At 63.7% G+C, this 18,701-nt stretch carries 21 protein-coding genes; 5 read left to right on the forward strand and 16 right to left on the reverse strand.

Going from position 1 to position 18,701, the window contains the following annotated elements:
* The first annotated feature begins 21 nt into the window (after positions 1-21).
* Complete coding sequence (locus tag L3V85_RS32740) at positions 22-393, forward strand: hypothetical protein (RefSeq protein ID WP_237676727.1); 372 nt, start codon at positions 22-24, stop codon at positions 391-393.
* Between the two features lie 126 nt (positions 394-519).
* Here the strand turns inward: L3V85_RS32740 and L3V85_RS32745 are convergent, their stop codons facing one another.
* Genes L3V85_RS32745 through L3V85_RS32790 form a run of 10 tightly spaced genes read right to left on the reverse strand, consistent with a single transcriptional unit; the run spans position 520 to position 11,087 of the window.
* On the reverse strand, positions 520-675 hold the full coding sequence (locus L3V85_RS32745) for a hypothetical protein (protein WP_237676728.1): 156 nt from the start codon (positions 673-675) through the stop codon (positions 520-522).
* Complete coding sequence (locus tag L3V85_RS32750; RefSeq protein WP_237676729.1) at positions 672-1,748, reverse strand: enolase C-terminal domain-like protein; 1,077 nt, start codon at positions 1,746-1,748, stop codon at positions 672-674. The genes L3V85_RS32745 and L3V85_RS32750 overlap by 4 nt, the downstream gene beginning before the upstream one ends.
* Positions 1,749-1,755: 7 nt before the next feature.
* Positions 1,756-2,475, reverse strand: a complete 720-nt coding sequence (locus tag L3V85_RS32755; RefSeq protein ID WP_237676730.1) for an ABC transporter ATP-binding protein — start codon at positions 2,473-2,475, stop codon at positions 1,756-1,758.
* A 10-nt stretch (positions 2,476-2,485) separates the two neighbouring features.
* Complete coding sequence (locus L3V85_RS32760; protein ID WP_237676731.1) at positions 2,486-3,235, reverse strand: ABC transporter ATP-binding protein; 750 nt, start codon at positions 3,233-3,235, stop codon at positions 2,486-2,488.
* Positions 3,235-4,167: a branched-chain amino acid ABC transporter permease gene (locus L3V85_RS32765; RefSeq protein ID WP_237676732.1), complete on the reverse strand. Its 933-nt coding sequence runs from the start codon at positions 4,165-4,167 to the stop codon at positions 3,235-3,237. Before L3V85_RS32765 ends, L3V85_RS32760 begins: the two co-directional genes overlap by 1 nt.
* On the reverse strand, positions 4,164-5,036 hold the full coding sequence (locus L3V85_RS32770; protein ID WP_237676733.1) for a branched-chain amino acid ABC transporter permease: 873 nt from the start codon (positions 5,034-5,036) through the stop codon (positions 4,164-4,166). The genes L3V85_RS32765 and L3V85_RS32770 overlap by 4 nt, the downstream gene beginning before the upstream one ends.
* Positions 5,029-6,189, reverse strand: coding sequence for an alpha-hydroxy acid oxidase (locus L3V85_RS32775; RefSeq protein WP_237676734.1), 1,161 nt, complete (start codon positions 6,187-6,189; stop codon positions 5,029-5,031). The genes L3V85_RS32770 and L3V85_RS32775 overlap by 8 nt, the downstream gene beginning before the upstream one ends.
* Before the next feature lie 29 nt (positions 6,190-6,218).
* Positions 6,219-7,373 (reverse strand): ABC transporter substrate-binding protein, encoded by a 1,155-nt coding sequence (locus L3V85_RS32780; protein ID WP_237676735.1) that lies wholly within the window; start codon positions 7,371-7,373, stop codon positions 6,219-6,221.
* A 46-nt stretch (positions 7,374-7,419) separates the two neighbouring features.
* The gene (locus tag L3V85_RS32785) at positions 7,420-8,940 is read right to left on the reverse strand and encodes an indolepyruvate oxidoreductase subunit beta family protein (protein ID WP_237676736.1); all 1,521 of its coding nucleotides are present in this window, start codon (positions 8,938-8,940) and stop codon (positions 7,420-7,422) included.
* Positions 8,937-11,087: an indolepyruvate ferredoxin oxidoreductase subunit alpha gene (locus tag L3V85_RS32790; RefSeq protein WP_237676737.1), complete on the reverse strand. Its 2,151-nt coding sequence runs from the start codon at positions 11,085-11,087 to the stop codon at positions 8,937-8,939. The genes L3V85_RS32785 and L3V85_RS32790 overlap by 4 nt, the downstream gene beginning before the upstream one ends.
* 112 nt (positions 11,088-11,199) lie before the next feature.
* Between L3V85_RS32790 and L3V85_RS32795 the strand changes: the two genes are divergently transcribed.
* The 3 genes from L3V85_RS32795 to L3V85_RS32805 all read left to right on the forward strand — a co-directional run bounded on the left by L3V85_RS32795 (position 11,200) and on the right by L3V85_RS32805 (position 12,286).
* Complete coding sequence (locus L3V85_RS32795) at positions 11,200-11,523, forward strand: LysR family transcriptional regulator (RefSeq protein WP_237676738.1); 324 nt, start codon at positions 11,200-11,202, stop codon at positions 11,521-11,523.
* Between the two features lie 373 nt (positions 11,524-11,896).
* Positions 11,897-12,133, forward strand: coding sequence for a hypothetical protein (locus L3V85_RS32800; RefSeq protein ID WP_237676739.1), 237 nt, complete (start codon positions 11,897-11,899; stop codon positions 12,131-12,133).
* The gene (locus L3V85_RS32805; RefSeq protein WP_337250100.1) at positions 12,134-12,286 is read left to right on the forward strand and encodes an excalibur calcium-binding domain-containing protein; all 153 of its coding nucleotides are present in this window, start codon (positions 12,134-12,136) and stop codon (positions 12,284-12,286) included.
* A 192-nt stretch (positions 12,287-12,478) separates the two neighbouring features.
* Here the strand turns inward: L3V85_RS32805 and L3V85_RS32810 are convergent, their stop codons facing one another.
* The 5 genes from L3V85_RS32810 to L3V85_RS32830 all read right to left on the reverse strand — a co-directional run bounded on the left by L3V85_RS32810 (position 12,479) and on the right by L3V85_RS32830 (position 16,200).
* Positions 12,479-12,757: a hypothetical protein gene (locus L3V85_RS32810; RefSeq protein ID WP_237676740.1), complete on the reverse strand. Its 279-nt coding sequence runs from the start codon at positions 12,755-12,757 to the stop codon at positions 12,479-12,481.
* A gap of 72 nt (positions 12,758-12,829) precedes the next feature.
* Positions 12,830-13,702, reverse strand: a complete 873-nt coding sequence (locus tag L3V85_RS32815; protein WP_237676741.1) for an alpha/beta hydrolase — start codon at positions 13,700-13,702, stop codon at positions 12,830-12,832.
* A gap of 131 nt (positions 13,703-13,833) precedes the next feature.
* Positions 13,834-14,475 (reverse strand): hypothetical protein, encoded by a 642-nt coding sequence (locus L3V85_RS32820; RefSeq protein WP_237676742.1) that lies wholly within the window; start codon positions 14,473-14,475, stop codon positions 13,834-13,836.
* Between the two features lie 79 nt (positions 14,476-14,554).
* The gene (locus tag L3V85_RS32825) at positions 14,555-14,965 is read right to left on the reverse strand and encodes a hypothetical protein (RefSeq protein WP_237676743.1); all 411 of its coding nucleotides are present in this window, start codon (positions 14,963-14,965) and stop codon (positions 14,555-14,557) included.
* A gap of 605 nt (positions 14,966-15,570) precedes the next feature.
* On the reverse strand, positions 15,571-16,200 hold the full coding sequence (locus L3V85_RS32830; protein WP_237676744.1) for a TcpQ domain-containing protein: 630 nt from the start codon (positions 16,198-16,200) through the stop codon (positions 15,571-15,573).
* A gap of 572 nt (positions 16,201-16,772) precedes the next feature.
* On the opposite strand from L3V85_RS32830, the gene tuf reads away from it, so the two are divergent.
* A complete protein-coding gene (tuf, locus tag L3V85_RS32835) occupies positions 16,773-17,969 on the forward strand; it encodes an elongation factor Tu (protein WP_295173160.1) in 1,197 nt (398 codons plus the stop codon).
* Positions 17,970-18,063: 94 nt separating this feature from the next.
* On the opposite strand, the gene L3V85_RS32840 is transcribed toward tuf, so the two are convergent.
* Entirely contained in the window at positions 18,064-18,498 is a 435-nt protein-coding gene (locus L3V85_RS32840; RefSeq protein WP_237676746.1) for a VOC family protein, read from the reverse strand.
* Positions 18,499-18,701: the final 203 nt, after the last annotated feature.

Below are 18,701 nucleotides of genomic sequence, written 5' to 3' on the forward strand. Positions count from 1 at the left end.
CCAGCACCTGCCAAGAATCCAATGAACGATCAACTTCAACCCGCTTTTGTGACTGCCACCGAAGCCGACTGGCTGCTTTCCTTGCCGTCAAATCGGCGCGTGCTGTTTCTGGCGTCACTGGGCCATGCTCTGACTGTCGCGGCCCGCGACGCGTACATCCCTCAGACTGCGGAGGTGTCGAAGCCGCGGCAACTCAGGCGCATCAACGAGATCCAGCATCGCGTTCTCGCATGTCAGTACGAACTGCTGACTGGAAAGGCCAGCGAGAGCTTTCAACGATCCATCGCCGAACTTGTCCTTGATCAGCCCGAGCGTGAATTCAGGGATCTCATCGCGTGGGCATGGCGCCATGCAAAGCAGCGAGAAGCGGTGGCGACTTGGTCACTGAATTGAGGGGCGTGCGGCAACGATCGCATCGCGGTGGCGCGACCGACTGCGTTGGGCCGACGCAGCGTTTCGCACATGGTCAGACCCTTCCCAAGGCCCTGTACGTCGATTGCGGCGCAATCCGCCTGAATTTCAGGCCACGTGCAGTCGTGTGACGAGGCTGGCGCTGGCCTTGCGCAGCGCTGGCAGAAACGTTTCGTGCACCTCGGCGAGCGTCATGCGCTCCGCGTCGTCGAGCGACGCGCCGACGCCGGCGAACTCTGCGTGAGACGCCCCTTGCGTCGTCAAAGAGCGTACTGGGCCACCGCGCGCTCGTTCCAGGCAATGCCGGTCCCAGGCAGCTCAGGGCACTTGGCGAAACCCTCCTCGAAGCGCAGTCCACCGTCGAGTACGGGACCGGCAAGGTCCATGCGCTCCAGCCAGTGTGCCGTCGGCGTCACGGACAGGAGGTGGGCACTGACCTCCTGAAAGATATGGCTGGACATCGGAATCCCGGCAGCCTGTCCCAGCGCCGCGGCGCGCATCCAGCCGGTGACGCCGCCGATCTTCATGGCATCGGGCATGGCGAGGTCGCAAGCGCCGGCAGCCAACGCAAGTTGCATCTGCTCGGGACCGCACCAGTTCTCTCCCATCTGTATCGGCAGTCCCGCCGACCGCAGGCGTGCATGTCCGGCGAGGTCCTCCTGAATGATGGGCTCCTCGATCCATGAGATGCCTTCGTCGGCCAAGGCACGGATCCGGCGGGCCGCCTCGGGGGCCGTCAAACCCTGGTTGTAGTCGGCCATGAGTTCGACGCCCTGGCCGATCGCTTGCCTGAGCGCGCGCACGACCTCCAGGTCGCGCTCGAGTGTCGGGTAGCCGATCTTCGTCTTGATCGCGCGAAAGCCCTGCGACACGGACTTGCGCGCGCGCAGCACGCCGACCTCCTGTCCGTCCATGCTGTGGCTGTCGTATGCCGGAATCTGTTTGGGCGTGCCGCCGAGCAACGTGACAAGCGGAACGCCTTGATGAACGGCGAGCGCGTCCCACAAGGCCATGTCGAGACCGGCGCAGGCCATCGCCGTCATCCCCGTCTTGCCGAGAAGGCGCAGTCGCCCGGCAAAGTACGCGTCGATGTCCAGCGGTGCCACGGGCCGCCCGACGATGGCACTGCCCAGCGTCTCGACCAGGCACCTCGTCGCCGCGAGCGCGAGCGGCGTGTAGGTGAACACGTAGGCCCGTCCCGTCACACCCACGTTCGTCTCGAGGTCTATCAACACCAGCGGCGATGTCGCGACCACGCCCACGCTGGTGCGCACCGGGTACTCCAGCGGGACATTGACGGCGCGCGCCCTGACGCCCTTGATCTTCAGCTCGCTCATCTCGTCCTCACAGTCCCAGGTAGGCAGATCGGACCCGCTCGTCGTCCTGCAGCCTTTGCGCCGGGCCTTCCAGCGTCATCTTTCCTGTTTCCAGCACGTAGCCTCGGTCGGCGATGGCCAAGGCGGCACGCGCGTTCTGCTCGACCAGCAGGATCGGCGTTCCCGCGTCCTTCAGTTCCTTGATCACCCGAAAGATGTCGCGCACGAGCAAGGGGGCCAGGCCCATCGAGGGCTCGTCGAGAAGAAGGGCCTTGGGCGCGCTCATGAGTGCCCGTGCCATTGCCAGCATCTGTTGCTGGCCTCCGGACAGCGTGCCCGCCGGCAGGTCCTTCTTCTGCTTCAGGACCGGGAAAAGGTCGTACATCCGGCGCATGCGTTCGTCGGCCGCCTCGCGGTGGACGAACGCACCCAGGCGCAGGTTGTCCTGCACGCTCAGGGGCCCGAAAACCTGCCGGCCCTCGAGAACCTGCGCCAGGCCCATGCGAACCCTGATGTCGGGCGATGACCGGGAGATGTCCTGCCCGAGAAACCGGACGCGGCCGGCGCGCGAGGGCAAGAGACCGGAGATGGTGCGCAGGAGCGTCGTCTTTCCCGCACCATTGGCACCCACCAGCGCCACCAGTTCCCCGGCATCCAGCCGGATCGACACCCCATGCAGCGCCTCGATCCGGCCATAGCCCGCGCGCAGGTCCTCGACTTCGAGGATCGTGGAATTGCTGTTCTTCATGTTGCCGGTCTCACTCCTGTGCACCGAGGTAGGCCGCGATCACCTCCGGGTTGGCCCGGACCGTGGCTGCATTGCCTTCGGCAAGTTTCTTGCCCTGGTCCATCACGACGATGTGATCGGAAATGCTCATGACCATCTTCATGTCATGCTCGACCAGCAGAACGGTCACACCATCCTGCGCGATGCGCCGGATGAGCTTCGTCATCTCGTGGGTCTCGCTGTCATTCAGGCCCGCTGCCGGCTCGTCGAGCAGCAGCAGGCGTGGCCGGGCCTGCAGCGCCCGGGCGATCTCCAGACGCTTGAGCACCCCGAACGACAGTTCGGTCGCATGCGCATGCCGATAGGCGCCCACGCCGACGAAGTCCATCGCCTGCGCCGACTCGTCGCGCAGCCGGGCGTCGGCCGCTCGCGTCAAGCCGAGCAGCGATCCCAGGATGCCCGAGCGGCAGCGCAGGTGCGCGCCAAGCATGACGTTCTCCAGAGCCGTCATGTTCATGCAGATCTGGAGATTCTGAAACGTGCGGCTCATGCCCATGCGCGCCAGTTGATCCGGCGCGGCACCGCCGATGTCCTCGGCGTCGAGCCTGACGGCGCCGGAGGTCGGCGTGTAGACGCCGCTGATCAGGTTGAAAAGCGTCGTTTTGCCCGCACCATTCGGCCCGATCACGGCGTGCACGTGGCCTTTCTGCACGGCAAAGCTCACATCGGAGACCGCGGCGACACCGCCGAAGGTGCGCGTGAGCCGTTCTACGGTCAGCATCAGTGCTTCCTCCGCAACTTGAGCGCGAGGGTCGGCACGATGCCTCGGGGAAGGAACATCATCGTCAGCATCAGGATCAGCCCGAAGAGGATCGATTCGTAGCCATGCAGCCCGCCCAGCAGCTGGGGCAGCATGGTCAGCACCGCGGAGCCCAGCACCGCACCGAAAGTCGACGCCATGCCCCCGAGGACGACCATGGTGGCCAATTCCACCGAATGTGCGAAAGAGGCCATCTGCGGGCTGATGAATCCCACGTAGTGCCCGGTCAAGCTGCCCGAGACCGATGCCATCACGGCCGACATGACGAACGCGCGCGTCTTGAAGAGCGCCACGTCGACCCCGACCACCCGCGCAGCGACCTCGGAGCCGTGCAGGCCGCGCAGGGCACGTCCACACGGGGAGTCATACAGGTTCAGGGACAGCAGGATCGCCAGCCAGAGGACGATGGCGGCCCCTGCATACCAATGCCGCAGGTCGGTCAGCGCCAGGCCCGCGACCTCCAGCGGCGGCACCGCCATCCCGTCAGGCCCCCCGGTGACCGCCACCTCGTTGATGAGCACGATGTTGACGATGACACCGAAGCCGAGGGTGGCCATCGTGAGCGAATGGCCCTTGAGCCTGAGCATGGGCTTGGCCACCAGCCAGGCCAGGATGGCGGAGGCGATGCCGGCAGCCGCGATCGCGATCAGCGGCGGCCAGCCGAAGCGGGAGGTGGCGATCGCGCTGCCATAGGCACCGATCGCCAGGAACCCCGCATGTCCGATGCTGATCTGGCCCGCGAACCCCATCAGGAGGTTCAGCCCGATGACGGCCACCGCCGCGAAGGCGATGCGGATCGCGATGTCCAGCATGAAGTTGTTGGGCAGCAGGAACGGCAGCACGGCAAGAATCAGCGCCGTGGCCCCCAGCGCGCGAAGTCGGCTGGCGTTCATACACGCTCCGTGCTCTTGCGGCCAAAGAGGCCCTGCGGCATCACCAGCAGGATGACGATGATCATCACGAAGGGCACGGCATCCTTGTAGGCGGACGAGATGTAGCCTGCGACCAGGGCTTCGAGCACCCCCACGATCAGTCCGCCGACCACCGCGCCGAGGCCGCTGCCAAGACCGCCGAGGGTCGCGGCGACGAACCCCTTCATGCCCAGCATGAGCCCGATGTCGTAGACGGTCGTGGTGATCGGCGCGGCGACGACCCCCGCGACGGAGCCCAGCAGCGCGGACAGGCCGAAGGACAGCTGGAGTACCCGCCGGGTGGGGATGCCGACGGCGCTGGCAGCCAGCTTGTTGGCCGCTACCGCGAGCGTCGCCTTCCCGATGAGCGTGTACCTGAAGAACGCCGCCACCGCCGCGACCATCAGCGCGCCCACGCCCAGCACCCACATCGCCTGCGGCAACACGCGCGCGCCGAGCACGTTCAGCGGTGTGTCGCCGCTGAACGGCGCAAGCACCTGCTGGTTCTTGCCCAGCACCACCTGCACCACCCCCTGGATGAAGATCGAGGCACCGATGGTGATGATGATGAGCGTCACCACATCCGCGTCGCCCGCCGGCCGGATGGCGAAGCGGTAGAGCATCAGGCCGACCACGACCGTCGCGAGCAGTCCCAGCGCGATGGCGACGGGATAGGGAACCTGGCGCGTCACCAGTGTCGCAGCGACCATCGCCGAGAGCATCAGGAAGTCGCCCTGGGCGAAGTTGATGACGCCGCTGGCGTTGTAGATCAGCGTGAAGCCGAGCGCGGCGAGCGCATACACAGCGCCCGTCGTCAGCCCGGAAAGTACGAATTGAGCAAGATCAGACATTTCGTTCTCCGGCAGAACCGCCGTACAGCAGTTCGCCACCGTGCAAATCGGCCACCCGGGTCGCCCCCAGGAGGATGAGAGTTCGTTCGAACTCGGATTTCGCCAACGCCAGGACGTCCTCGACGCCAGCCTGACCGCCGGCCGCCAGCCCCCAGATCGGCGCGCGCCCCATGAAGACGCCGCGTGCCCCCAAAGCCACGGCCTTGGCCACGTCGCTTCCGCGACGGAATCCGCCGTCGACAAAGACGGGCAAGCGGCCACCCACCGCGTCGACGATGCGCGGCAACGCCGCAATGGTTGCCGGAGCGACGTCCAGCTGGCGGCCACCGTGGTTCGAGACGATCAGGCCGTCGACACCGTGGCCGACGGCTTCGCGCGCATCGGCCGCGCTCAGCACTCCCTTGACCAGCAGCGGCCCTTCCCAGTGCCTGCGCAGCCATGCCAGGCTGTCCCAGGTCAGGCTTCGGTCCATCGAACGCGCCAGCAGTGCGGCCTGGACCTGCGGCGAGGCCGGCGCGTCCGGGTCCTCGACGAGGTTGGCGAATGCCGGCGCACCAGAACGCGCCGCCGCGAGCGACCACAGAGGATGGCTTATCAGGTCAAGCGCGGTCGAGAGTCTTGGTCGGAACGGCAGCTTGAAGCCGTTCCTGGCATCGCGTTCGCGCATCCCGCTGACCGGCACGTCCACGGTCAGCACGAGCGCGTCGAAGTTGGCCGCGCGCGCGCGGCGCAGGATCTGCTGCGCGATCGCGCGGTCGCTCATGACGTAGAGCTGCATCCACAGCACACCGTGCGGCGCTGCTTCCCTCACGGCCTCCAGGCGTGAATTGGAAGCCGTCGAGAGGACGAACGGCACGCCGTGCGCCGCGGCGGCCCTGGCCATCAGGACATCGCCTTGCGGCCTGACCAGCCCCGCGAAGCCGATGGGCGCGATGCCCATGGGAAGCGACCAGGTCTTGCCGAACACGTCGGTCGACGTCTGCACGACGCGTGTATCGCGAAGCACCCGCGGCACGAGCGTGATCGCCTCGAGCGCCACCTGGTTCCTGCCCAGGCAACGCTCGTCCTCGGCCCCGCCGTCCACGTAGTCGAAAACGAAGCGCGGCAGCCTCTTCTGCGCGCGCCTCCTGAAATCATTCGAGCGAAGCAGCATGTGCGCTCTCTCTTCTTCGAGCGCTTCGGCTACCTGACCTCCTTGAAGACCCCGTCCTTGACCTCGACCATCCGGAAGGCCGTGACGTCCAGCCCCATGTGATCCTGAGGGGACATCGTGTAGATGCCGCTCACCCCGACGAACCCCTTGGTCTGCTCGAGGGCCGCGCGCACCTTGTCCTTGTCGGTTCCACCGGCGCGCTTGATCGCATCCACCAGAATCAGCAGCGCATCGTGTGCGTAGCCGCCGAAGGTCGAGACATCGCTCTTGAACTGGCCCTCGTACGCCTTCACGTATTCCGCGCTGACGTCGCGCTGGGGGTCGCTGGCGGGCAACGCCTTCGCGATCAGCAATGCCGGCGAGGGCATGCGAATACCCTCGGCCGCCTTGCCGGCGATCCGGATGAACTCGGTCGACGCTTGGCCGTGAGTCGTGTAGAGCGGTTGCTGCACACCGAGCTGCTGGTAGTTGCGCGCGATGATCGCAGGGGCCTGCCCGGTCCCGAACACCAGGATGGCCTGCGCCGGCGAAGACTTCACCTTCGTCAGCTGCGGGGTCATGTCGGTGTCTTTCTCGCCGTACTGCTGATCCTCGACCACCTTCATGCCGAGGGCCCCGGCCATCTTGAGCGTCTCGGTGCGGCCGGACTTGCCGAAGCCGCCGGTGTCGGAGAGCAGCGCGAACTGCATGAAGCCTCGCTTCTTCATTTCCTCGAGCACCTTCTGCGCCGCCATGCGATCCGAGTGCGGCATCTTGAAGACCCAGGGCCTGACCGGCTCGACGATGACGGAGGCGGCAGCCAGCGAGATGTTCGGAATCTTGGCGGCCTCGACCTGCGGCACCATCGCCATGGTCGATCCCGTGGTCGATGCACCCAGGATCGCGTCGACCTCGTCCTGGATGATCAGCCGGCGCGCGAAGGCGTTGGCCTTGTTGGCGTCGCTCGCGTCGTCATAGAGCACGAGCTCCAGCTTGCGCCCCAGCACACCACCACCGGCATTGATCTTCTGAACATAGCTCTCGAGCGTCTTTTGCTGGGGATCGCCGAGGAACGAGGCGGGCCCGGTGGCCGAAACGACGGCACCGATCTTGATCGGCTTGCCTTGCGCGAACGCCGGGCTCATCGCGCCGAGGCTGCAGATTGCCAGAACCGCGAGGGCGCGGCGGGTCAGTTTTTCCATCATCACTTGTCTCCTTCTTTGTTGTGAACTCATCGGGGGGCCTGCGTCGTCACCCCGCGGGGCGCCGGCGCACGAAACGAATGGGCTGGGCGACGGGCTGCGGCGGCGGCAGGCCGAGCGCGCCCGCAAGCGCGCGGCCTTCCGGGTCATCCAGTGCAGCCTTGCGGGCCTTGTGGATCCGCTCCACCGCGCCCGCATCCGGCGGCGACGCCGCATTGGCGCGCTCCACGTCGTCCAGGATGGCCGCCAGATTGCGATGGCCACGTTCACTGGTCTCGCCATAGCCCTTGACCAGGTTGCCGGCCAACGCGACCTCCTGCGCCAGTTCGGGACTGCGCCCGAGGCTGTCCTGCACCGCGCGCAGCCAACGCTCGATGGCCTGCTGCTCCGCGACGTAGCGGGACATCCTTCGACGCAACGGGCGCAGCGAGCGCAGCGCCACCAGGGTCATGAAGCCGTGCAACGTATGCGAGCGCAGATGGATGCCCTTCTGCAGGACATGCGCGCGTGCTGCCAGTCGCTTGCGCGCCCAGGCGGCCATGCGAGGGGGCAGCACCGAGCAAATTTCGTCCAGGCCTGGCTTGAGGAATTCGGTGAGCTGGACAGGCTCGCCCGCCTTGGCGCCCACTTCACGGCGCACCTGCTCGATGCGTTCGCGGCGGCTCTTCAGATCGGCCACCCGGATCACGTCCTCGAACGCCATCCACAGCGCCAGATGGCGCGCCGTCTCCCGGCTCACGGGAAACCGGGGATCCCCGACCGCGCGCTCCAGCTGGAGCACACGCTCGACCCGATCGAGAAAGAGCCCGGCGTAGCGTGCATCCTGGAAGTCGGCGGTGTGAGCGACACCGGCCGCCACGATGGAGCGGATGGCCTCGGGCAGCGCGTCGAGCCGGGCCGAAGTGGGCAGGCGCCCTGGATGCCTTGCGGGCTCCGGCGCATCGGCACCCGGGGTCCATTCGTAGCCGGCCGCGAAGCCGCGCAGGCTGGCCTCGACGGCCTTGCCCGAGCGTCGGATCGCTTCCTCGCACGCCGCCCGGTCGAACGGCAGTCGGCCGGAACGCGCCATCGCGCCGAAAAGCACCGTGTTGATGACCGTGCCGTTCTTCTGCGCGAGCATCCGCATGTCGAAGAGGGCGCTGTGCGCGGCCATCGCGTGGGCCGCCTGCAGGACGCGCGCGCTGTCGTAGCGCCCGTCGCTCATCGCACTTTTTTCCGACACCGCGAACTCGCGGTGGGTGGATGCGCACAACACCGTGCGCTCGCGCGATACGTACCCTGCCTGGATGGCGCGGCCCGCCTCGACCAGCTCCGACGCCGCCACCAGGTCGAGCCCGCCCGGCGTGGGCGTCAACGACAGCACCGGTTCACGCCCTCCAAGCTCGGCGCGCGGCACCGGGTAGATCTCGACGTAGTAGGTCGTTGCGCCCGTGCGCTGCGCGACTCCCGGGACCGAGGTGCTCTGCACCGGGAATCCCCCCCGGGTGGCCGCGTCGATCAGCCAGTCGGCCAGAACACCGCCGCCCTCGCCGCCCATGGCTGCGATCAGGACACAGACCGAGCGCGTCATTGCACCAGCTCCGAGGGGGTGCGGGTGCTGCGGGCAAGCCGGCCGATCACGGCGCCGCGGATGCCCGCCATGAAGCGGTCCCAGCGTCCCGGGTTCTGGACGATGTCCGCCTTGTAGAACGACGGGCAAAGCGTCGCCGCGTGCGCGTTCTCCCCGCACAGCCCGCAGCCGACGCAACCCTGGTTCACCGTGGCCACGGGGTCGGTGCGCAACGGACTCGGGTTGGGCTTGATCGTGAGCGAGGGGCACCCGGACAAGCGAATGCAGGAGTGATCGCCCGTGCACACGCTCTCGTCGATGCCGAAGCGCGTGCGCACGACGCGTTCGCCGTTCTTGAGTTGCTGTGCAACCTTCGGCTTGATGCGGCGCTGGCGCTCCAGTTGGCATTCGCCGTCGGCGATGATGACCTTCAGGCCGGGCTCATCGGTGGTCATCGCCTCGCGCAGTGTCGCGACCATCTCCTCGACGGAGTAGCTGCGGATCTTGCGCAGCCATTTGACGCCGACGCCTTCGAGCGCGCGCTCGATGTTCAGGGTCAGGGGGCGGGCGGCAGGTTGCGAGGGCGAGGACGGGATGGCCTGTGTCCCGGTCGCCGAGGTGTAGCCGTTCTGCAGGATGATCAGCACCGAGTCCTGGCCGTTGTAGACGGCGTTGACCACGCCGCTGGTGAAGCCGTTGTGCCAGAAGCCGCCGTCGCCCATGATGCTGACCGTTCGACGGGTCATCAGCGCGCCGATGCCGGACGAGCTGGCCAGGCCCAGGCCATAGCCCAGGACGGTGCTTCCCGTGTTGAAGGGCGGCAAGGTGCCGAAGGTGTGGCAGCCGATATCCGCATTGACGTGAACCTGGCCAAGCTCCTTTTGCAGGAGCTTCATCGCCGCGAAAACGGGTCGCTCGGGGCAACCCACGCAGAACCCCGGGGGACGATTCGGGACCGGCACGCCAAGCACCTGCGCCGCCTGCACCCTGGTTTGTGCCAGCGCGTTCGACTGTTCGGCGGCCTTGGCCGCATCCACGCCGCTGGGGCGGACCTCGTCCAGGAAGGCGGAAATTCCCTTCAGCAGGACTTCGCCCGTGTACTCGCCCGCCATCGGGAACACATCCTTGCCGGCCAGCCGCGTGTCGAGGCCGGCGCGTCGGAGAATGGCGTGGACCGCGTCTTCGATGTAGTTCGGCTGCCCCTCCTCCACCATCAGGACGGCGCGCTTGTTCGAACAGAAGTCCAGCAGTTCCTGCGGGACCAGGGGGTAGACCACGTTCATCACGTACAGGGGCACCTCGGTCCGGCCGAATGCATCGGCCAGGCCAAGGAGCTGCAGGGCACGAATCACGCCGTTGTAGAGGCCACCTGGCACGATGAGGCCGATCTCGTCGTGCGCGCCGTCGAACACCTCGTTGAGCCGCTCGTCCTGGATGAACCGCACGGCCGCCGGCCAGCGTTCCTCGATCTTCTGGCGCTCGTGCTCGTAGGTCGAGGGCGGCAGGTTGACGCGCGCGTATTCGAAGGTCGGCGCGTCCAATCCATGGTGTGTCGAAATCGCGGGCGCCCGGTTGTCCTTGCACAGGAAATGCCCATGCACATGGCAAGCGCGGATGCGCAGCTGCAGCATCACCGGTGTCTGGCTCGCCTCGGACAGCTCGAAGCTCTTCTCGACGGCGTCGACGATCGACGTGAGGTTCGGGCGCGGATCCATCAGCCAGATCTGCGATTTCATCGCGAACGCGTGCGTGCGCTCCTGGATGATGCTGGACCCCTCTCCGTAGTCCTCGCCGAGGATGATCAGCGCGCCGCCGCGCACGCCGGCCGAGGCGAGGTTGGACAGCGCATCGGAAGCGACGTTGGTTCCCACCGTCGATTTCCAGGTCACCGCGCCGCGGACCGGGTAGTTGATGGAGGCGCCGAGCATCGCCGCGGCGCCGGCCTCCGATGCGGCCGGCTCGAAATAGATGCCCAGCTCATCGAGCAGGCCCTGTGCATCGCCAAGTACGTCGATGAGATGGGAAACGGGCGCGCCTTGGTAGCCGCCGATGTAGCTGACGCCGGACTGCAGGAGCCCCTTGGTCACCGCCAGGATGCCTTCACCGTGGAACTCATCGCCCGCGCCAAGCGAAAGCGACCTGACCTCGGCACTGAATGAGCGCTCCATGCAATCTGTCTCCTGTAGTTCGGTGGGACGTGGGATCCCTGTGGCCTGAATCCTAGGAACAGAGCTTCATTCGACAAATCGATTCTGCGCGTGTTACAAATCGATGATGAGCATGAAGAAACAGCCCGCCGCCGAACTCGCGCGCCTCGATCTGAACCTCGTTCGCGTGTTCGTCGCCATCTACGAAACTCGCAGCGTCACTCTGGCGGGTGACCGTCTGGACCTCACGCAGCCGACGGTCAGCCACGCCCTGGCACGGCTTCGCACGAGCTATGGCGACCGGCTCTTCTCGCGCGGCTCATCCGGGTTAGTCCCTACCGCCCTGTGCGACCAGCTGTACCCGACGCTCAAGGACTCCCTGCTGCGCATCGAGGCCACGCTGGAGGAAACCCGTGCCTTCGATGCGTCCCACTCGACGCGACGCTTCCTCTCGTAGCGGTTCATGGGCATCTCTTTCTGATACGGTCGCTCTGAACCGCTCCCGAGATTGTCATATCAGACGTTGGCGTGCCCTGGAGCGACGAGCGGCCTTCTTGGATCTGATACGCAAATTTTCAGGCGATCTGGTTCTGTACGTATCAGCCTGGAAGATGAACACTGGACAGCACCATGAGAGTGCTTCTGTGGCGCTGGCGGACAGCTCCGCCTTTCGATCGATGTTTTACATGCCTTTCGACGCGACTTGCGGACGCTCATTCACCCCACAGCAACCGCGTCGTTAGATTGCTTTTGCGTTTCTTCATCCGTCTATTTAGCTATTCGCCACGCTCGGGCGCTCGCCATCTGTCGCCATTAATATCATTTCAATCATGAATTCAATCCCTATTTCTTTTGTTATTTTCAAGGTTCTCGTGCTCAGTGTGGGCATGTATTTGGCCGTCAGGTGGCATTACGATCGGGGGCAAAAGGACAAGAATCAAAAGACAGTTGCGGTGGTACTGACATCTATCAAGGTGGGCGCAGCGTTCGTCGCTTCTTCGTTCCTGATGCTGTTCCTCATCTTTGAAATTTGCAATTGGATGGGTCTGGACCTGGCCATGCGGTGATTGAGAGTTTTTACAACCAAGTATTGTTCGCAGATGACGTCATGCACTGAGGCAAAGTTCTTCTTCAAGAACTGCCCCGGCACTCCAATGGATGGGGACCATGATGGCGTGCCTTGCGAACAGCAATGGTGCATCGGTCCTCTTCCCGAATAGGCCCAAGCATCTGACCGGCCGCTCTTGGTTCGCGCGCGCTTTCGACGAAGCTTGAGTGGCCAGCACTCAAACCGTTTCGAACACGCGCCGCGAATGTCTGCTTACAGTCGAATTAAACGGGGTCGGCGACCGGCCGGTATTGGCCGATTGTGACCAAGACACTGTCCGTGCCAGGCCCCAAAGTGGTCGTGCTTATGTAGGCGAAAGGACATCGCGGGCAGCAGCCTTCAGCCACTCATCCGCGCGCTCTGAATCAAGCAGCCACTTCGCAAGCTCCGCCGCTCGTCGATGGTCCCGGCGCGAAAGACCCCCAATTGCGCTCGTTGCGCAGGACTGCTCGCCTACGAAGGCCTCCACGAGTGCAATAAGCGTCTCGCTATCGACGTTCGCCCAATCCGGCTCATGGGGATACATGATCTGAATCCACTCCGCCGGAGTCAAATCGTCGGGTTGAATTTGCATGATGCCCACCGGGGCCCTCCCACAAGAATTGCACTTCTCAATTTCCGCTCGTGGCCGAAAAGCGCGCCGACGAACAAAAAGCTACGGCCCCTGCCACAGTTCGCGAAGGAATGTAGCCTGACGGTCCAGCAGTCCATCTCGGGCTTCCCTGTCAAGTACGTGTCCCTTTCCGTCCAGAGCTACGAGTTCGCACCGGCTTCCGAGCTCTTGTGCTCGCGCGCAAAATGCCTTGCTCCGCTCGATGGGCGTGGTCCGATCGGCATCTCCTTGGATGATGAGTGTGGGAACTATGCCCCGCATCAACGTGTGGGTTGGCGACAAAGACGAAGGCTTCGCGTGCCCCTTCATCAGATCACGAAACAATCCATCTGAGACGGCGTCCACTACGGGCGAGACCAACAGCAATGCGTCGGGGCCACCGTTACCCACACTGCCCTGGGCAGCGCCGCAGCCAGTCGTCGCCGCAGCTGCCGCGAGCTGGCCGCTCGACGAGATGCCCCAAAGTGCGATCCGCGATGACGCAAGGCCTAGTCTCTCGGCATCCTTTCTCATAAACGCTAGCGCGTGGCACACATCCGAGAAGGACTCGACCGGCGAGTTCGTTGCATCCGCCAATCTGTATTCCAGCACCACAGATATGAATCCTTTCTCAGAGAAGAACTGCGCTGCTCTGAAAAGTTGCTCCGGGCTGCCGCGCGACCAAGCGCCGCCTTGCACCATCAGGATGCCTGGCCGCGCAGTGCCGCTGAGATCGGAAGGCGAAAACTTGAATGCTCGGAGGTCACGACCGTCGACGTTCCGATACACGGAAGTGCTCGGCGCTGCGACTTCGTTCGCCGTGTCTTCTGCGGCCTGGAGGGGTGTCACCAGAGTGATCCCGACCAGAAGCCCAAGCACTGCAGCACAGTAGAGCCGCGATCTGCGCAGAGTCACCGAGGATTCACCTTCTGCCATCGAATGTCTCCTTCTGAGCAGATTCAGCCTTGGCTTCGAAGGGCCGGTGTTGGCCGAATGTAGCCCCTCGCCACGTCGGCGCATTGAGGCCTTAGAGGTCCTTGAAAGCGCCGGATAGCAGTCGTCCAGGTTCAGACCGTCTGAGGTCGACGCCCAGACTCGAGCGCGCCGCTGAGAGCTGCCCATAGCTTCGGCACAGTGTCTTCGCGTGGCCTCCCTCGGTCAATATAAGTCGCCATCGCACGACGCGCATCTTCTTCGCGCCCTGAAAGTGCATGGCAAAACGCGACTGCCACCGGCAACTGGGTGTAGATGCCTGCCCCAGGGCGGCTACTCAGCGCGACAACTTGGTCGTAGACCGAAGTCGCTTGCCCGCCCAACTGCCAGAAGTCCTGCGCTTGTCGCACAGCGCTTGAAAGTCGGGGTGTCATACCTTCAAGCAGGCCCTGTTCCCCCCACATGCACGAGAGATTGAGTTCTGTGGATTGTCCGTCGATGAACGCATCAAAGATTGCCGATTTTTCGGTGCGATGCCACTGCATTTTTCCCGCGACGAGATGCGGCACGAAATCGAACGAATACCCCCATCGCGGGGCAATAACTCCGCCTTTAAGTTGTGCGTAGGCGAAGACACGGCGAACAGGGGCATCTTTGCTGTCGACCCAGTGGAGCGGCTTCACCTCGGCGAAGCAATCTGCACCGAGATATGTAGCAATCACGGGCCCAATGTGGGATTGAACTGCAGAAATGGTCAGAAGGTTGAAATCGCTCATGAAGGCGTTGTCTACGAAGTTTTAGGGCCGACAAGCGCCCTGTTCGAATGACCGTTTGTGGCCATGAACAGGCTTGCCGCTAGAGGCACATGAACAGGAGGAGGCTCTTGCCCTGGCCAATCGCCTGCCGGGCAAATTCGCTCATCGCCTCTACGACCGGCTCTACGCCAGGGCCGTCGGCGCCCATGTGCACCAGTTCATCGTGCTTGGCCCAGGACATTGCGACTTCCGCGACGGCGCCGGGCTGCACCGCAGAGAGCCTATTCACGAAATCCTGCGGAAATTCAAAGACCCATTGCTCCTGCGTGTGCGCAAGGAGGTACTTCTCACCCTCAAAATCCGCCTGGGTAGTTCCGCCGAGAGCGGACCAAAGTCCGGCTAGCGCCATGTTGTCCAAAGAGTTGAACTGCAAGCGAGGCCAGTCACCTGAAGCGGCGGAAAGAATTTCGGGTGCATCGTCAATCGAGGCAATCAGAATGTCCGTAAGCATGCTTGATTGATTTTGAGCGTGGAAATCGTATGACTGCTTGCGGCTGACTGTAGCCGGTCGCGCCGCCATCGCGAAGGCTCAAAGCGGGCATTGCGAGCGAATCGCTATGTCCTTTGCTCTAGCGAAGGTCTGGTTATGCCGAAAGCGGCCTTCCGATAGACGCTGAACGGAGGATCCCAGACTAGCGATGTGCGGACATTCATATTGACAATCTCGCCCTCAACCGGCCCACGCTACTTAAGCCGTATTCCTATCTCATGTGGCGTGCCGACCCACGTGCCGACACTGCCCCATAGCCGCATAGGGCAATGGCTGTCGCATAACTGGATATCGGCCAACTATTCTTTGCCATCATGGGAAGCTCGAGTCCAGATCGAGCTAGCTGCCGGCTGCGGAGCCATCACCCGGTCACGCTGGAATAGCTGTTCACTTGTCCTGGCTCAGCCCTGACCAGTCCTTACGAGATGACGACGAGGGTGCGTCAATCCTCGCCGAAGAATGGAGAGCAACGGAGCCAGCAGGCGCGTGCGAAGTGAGGCACGCAGTTGAATGCACAGCGAACGCCCAGGGTACTGCTTCCGCACCGCGTCAAGGGTGCGACGACTCTACCGAGAACCTTCTTGATCGCGCACCTGGAGAACCGTGCCGTCTTCCGAGAACTCGAGCAACAGCGGTGCACTCAGCATCTGATACTTCTGTGCAAGCTGAAACAAGGCATCCTTGAAGGATCCAGTGAACTTGCCGGAACGCACCTCGGGTGTGAGCGTGTAGTCGCGAGTGCTCTCCCAGCGCACCTCCACGCCCACGGCGGAGCCCCAGTGCATGATCACGCGACGCAGCGATTCATCCTCGATGGGCCATTGAGCACGGATGGCGTTGGTTCTTCTGTCGGTAGTGGCCCAGACGCCGCCCGTCGCGGGCGTACCGGCTGCGGAATTCGCGGGAAGAACTGCTTCCGGCTCCGGGAGCGCAACGCCCGCTGGCAGGTTCCGCGAGATCTTCTCCACTTGCACTCCCGCCGTGGCGCCAGCGAGCGTTGCGACAAGGCTCATGTGGATGCCAACCCAGATTGAAGGACGGAGCAGAGCCTTTCTCATCGGCGATTTTTTTGAGGGCGACAGGAATTTGAAAACTCGAGCACTCATTTTATCTGGGCCTCCGCTCTTGACGAAAGGCACAGCCAACGTCACGAAATCGGCGGCGAAAGACCAAACGCTGTTGCTGCGTGGATGCAACGCTCCTGTTGTCGGATTGCAATGGCAGTGTTAGCCTTCGCGCCCCTGAAGATCAACCATCGCATTGGGCTGACAGCCGAGCCCAAGAGATACCAATGAAGCAACTCATGACCGCGCAACACGCCTTGATGACCCGCACCATTGCGGCGGCATCGCTGCGCGCGTTTCGCGCCGAATTGCTGTCCTAGAGCCTTTTCACCTGGAGGCTCGGCCTCCTGAGTTTCACAAGACCCGGTAGGCCTCAAGCCACCGGGTTTTTTCGTTTTCTGCCTGCCTCGTTGGAACTTTGAACATGAGCCCCGAGAAAGAACTTCCCTTCATCGCATGCGCTACCAGCGCAGTGCTGTGCTTCGACTCCGTGGAGTGGTTCGTGTAGAGCCTCCAGGCCTTCGTGCGCCTGGAGGTCCATCCTTCAGGCAAGAAAAAGCCTGTCGGGTGGTCAAGCCCGACAGGTTTTTTTTTCGCCCGCATGGCGGGCATCGCGAATTTGGTGCGCGCGCACCGACAACCCGCCGACCCACTCGCCTGGCCAGCGAATCGGATCGGTTTTTTACTCTCGAACTGGAGAAAACATGATGAACAACAAGGTTCATGTGAATGTCGGAACCATCGGTCACGTCGACCATGGCAAGACGACGCTGACGGCTGCTCTGACCTTCGTGCAGGCCGCGCGCTTTGGCGGCGATGCGCTGTCCTATGGGCAGATCGACAACGCAAAGGAAGAGCGCGAGCGCGGCATCACGATCAACACCTCGCACGTCGAATACGAGTCGGACCGCCGTCACTACGCACACATCGACTGCCCGGGGCATGCCGACTACATCAAGAACATGATCACCGGCGCCTCGCAGATGGACGGCGCGATCCTGCTGGTGGATGGCACCGAGGGCGCCGCACGGCAGACCATCGAGCATGTGCTGCTGGCCCGCCAGGTAAATGTCGGCCACATGGTGGTGTTCGTGAACAAGATGGACCTCGTCGCAGACGGTGACCGTGCGGATATCGAGCAGCTGATCGAAATGGAGATCGGTGCGCTGCTGGCTGCGCATGGGTACCACGATGCCTGCTTCGTTTTCGGCAGCGCGCTGAAGGCCCTGGTCGCCGCCGAACGCGGAGACCTCGAAGGCGCCGAAGTTCAATGCATCGTCGAGCTCGTGAACGCGTTGGATTCGCGCATTCCTGATCCGGTGCGCGACTACGACGCGCCGTTCATGATGCCTGTCGAAGGCGTGCACACCATCACTGGCCGCGGCACCGTGATCAGCGGCCGTGTCGAGCGCGGCGTGATCCGCGTTGGTGACAACCTGGAAATCGTCGGGCTCAGCGCGGCCGGCGACGAGAAGGTGGTCGTCACCGGCGTGCAGTCCTTCCACAAGGACGTCGCCGAGGCACGGGCCGGCATGAACGTGGGGCTGCTGCTGCGCGGGGTCAAACGCGACGATGTCGTGCGAGGCCAGGTTGTCGTGAAACCCGGTGCACTGAAGCCGTACCGGACGGGCCGTGCACAGATCTTCGTTCTCAGCAAGGACGAAGGTGGTCGCCATACCCCGTTCGGCTCGGGCTACCAGCCGCAGTTCTTCTTCGGCACGACCGACGTGACGGGTGTCATCCGCGTCGACACCGACACCGGGATGGTCGAGCCGGGTGCACAAGCGCAGATCGGCTTCGAGCTGAACAAGCCCGTGGCCATCGAAAACGGCATGCGGTTCGCCATGCGCGAAGGCGGCAAGACCGTCGGCGCAGGCATCGTGACCGAGGTGCTGAGCTGAAAGGCCGATAAAGCCCTTTGCCCCTGTCGTCTGCTTGTCAGGCGGCAGGGGCTTTTCTTCGTTCCACCGTTGCCGGTGATAGCGCCGCCCTTCCTCAGCCAAGCTGCTCCGCAAGCCCGACGATGATGCCCTCGGGACCGCGGACGTATGCAAGCCGGTACGACTCCCCGTACTGCATCTGCCCGATCAGTTCTGCGCCATGGGCCTGCATTCGCGCAACGACGGCATCGATACCATCGACGGCGAACATGATGCGGCGAAGCCCCAAGGCGTTCACTGGCGCATTCACGGGACCGAACCTGATCGCATCCGGCGTGTGGAACTTGTCCAGCTCGATTCCCTGCCCGTCGGGAGTCCGCAGCATCGCGAGCGTCGCTCGAACATCTCCAAGCCCTATGAGGCTTCCGACAGAAGGCCCTTCGACCGTGGTCTGGCCTTCGAGGGTGAGGCCCAGCTCGATGAAGAAGGCTTTCACCGCTTCGAGATCGTCGACAACGATGAGGACGTTGTCCATTCGCTTGACTGTCATGTTCTTCGGTTCCTCTTTCAACGTTGCTGCATGTTCGCAGCGCTGGCATCGAAGTGAAGCCACGCGCATGACTCCAGCGGCGAGCAACGGGCCATCCTGAAGGCATATGCCTTCTTGCGTATGCCTTCGCATTTTGCGAGGGAACTGCGCTCCATGAGAAGCGGCTGCGCATCCGATCTCATGACTTTGGTCATTTCAGCTTC

This window comes from Variovorax paradoxus (assembly GCF_022009635.1).
Taxonomy (GTDB): Bacteria; Pseudomonadota; Gammaproteobacteria; order Burkholderiales; family Burkholderiaceae_C; genus Variovorax.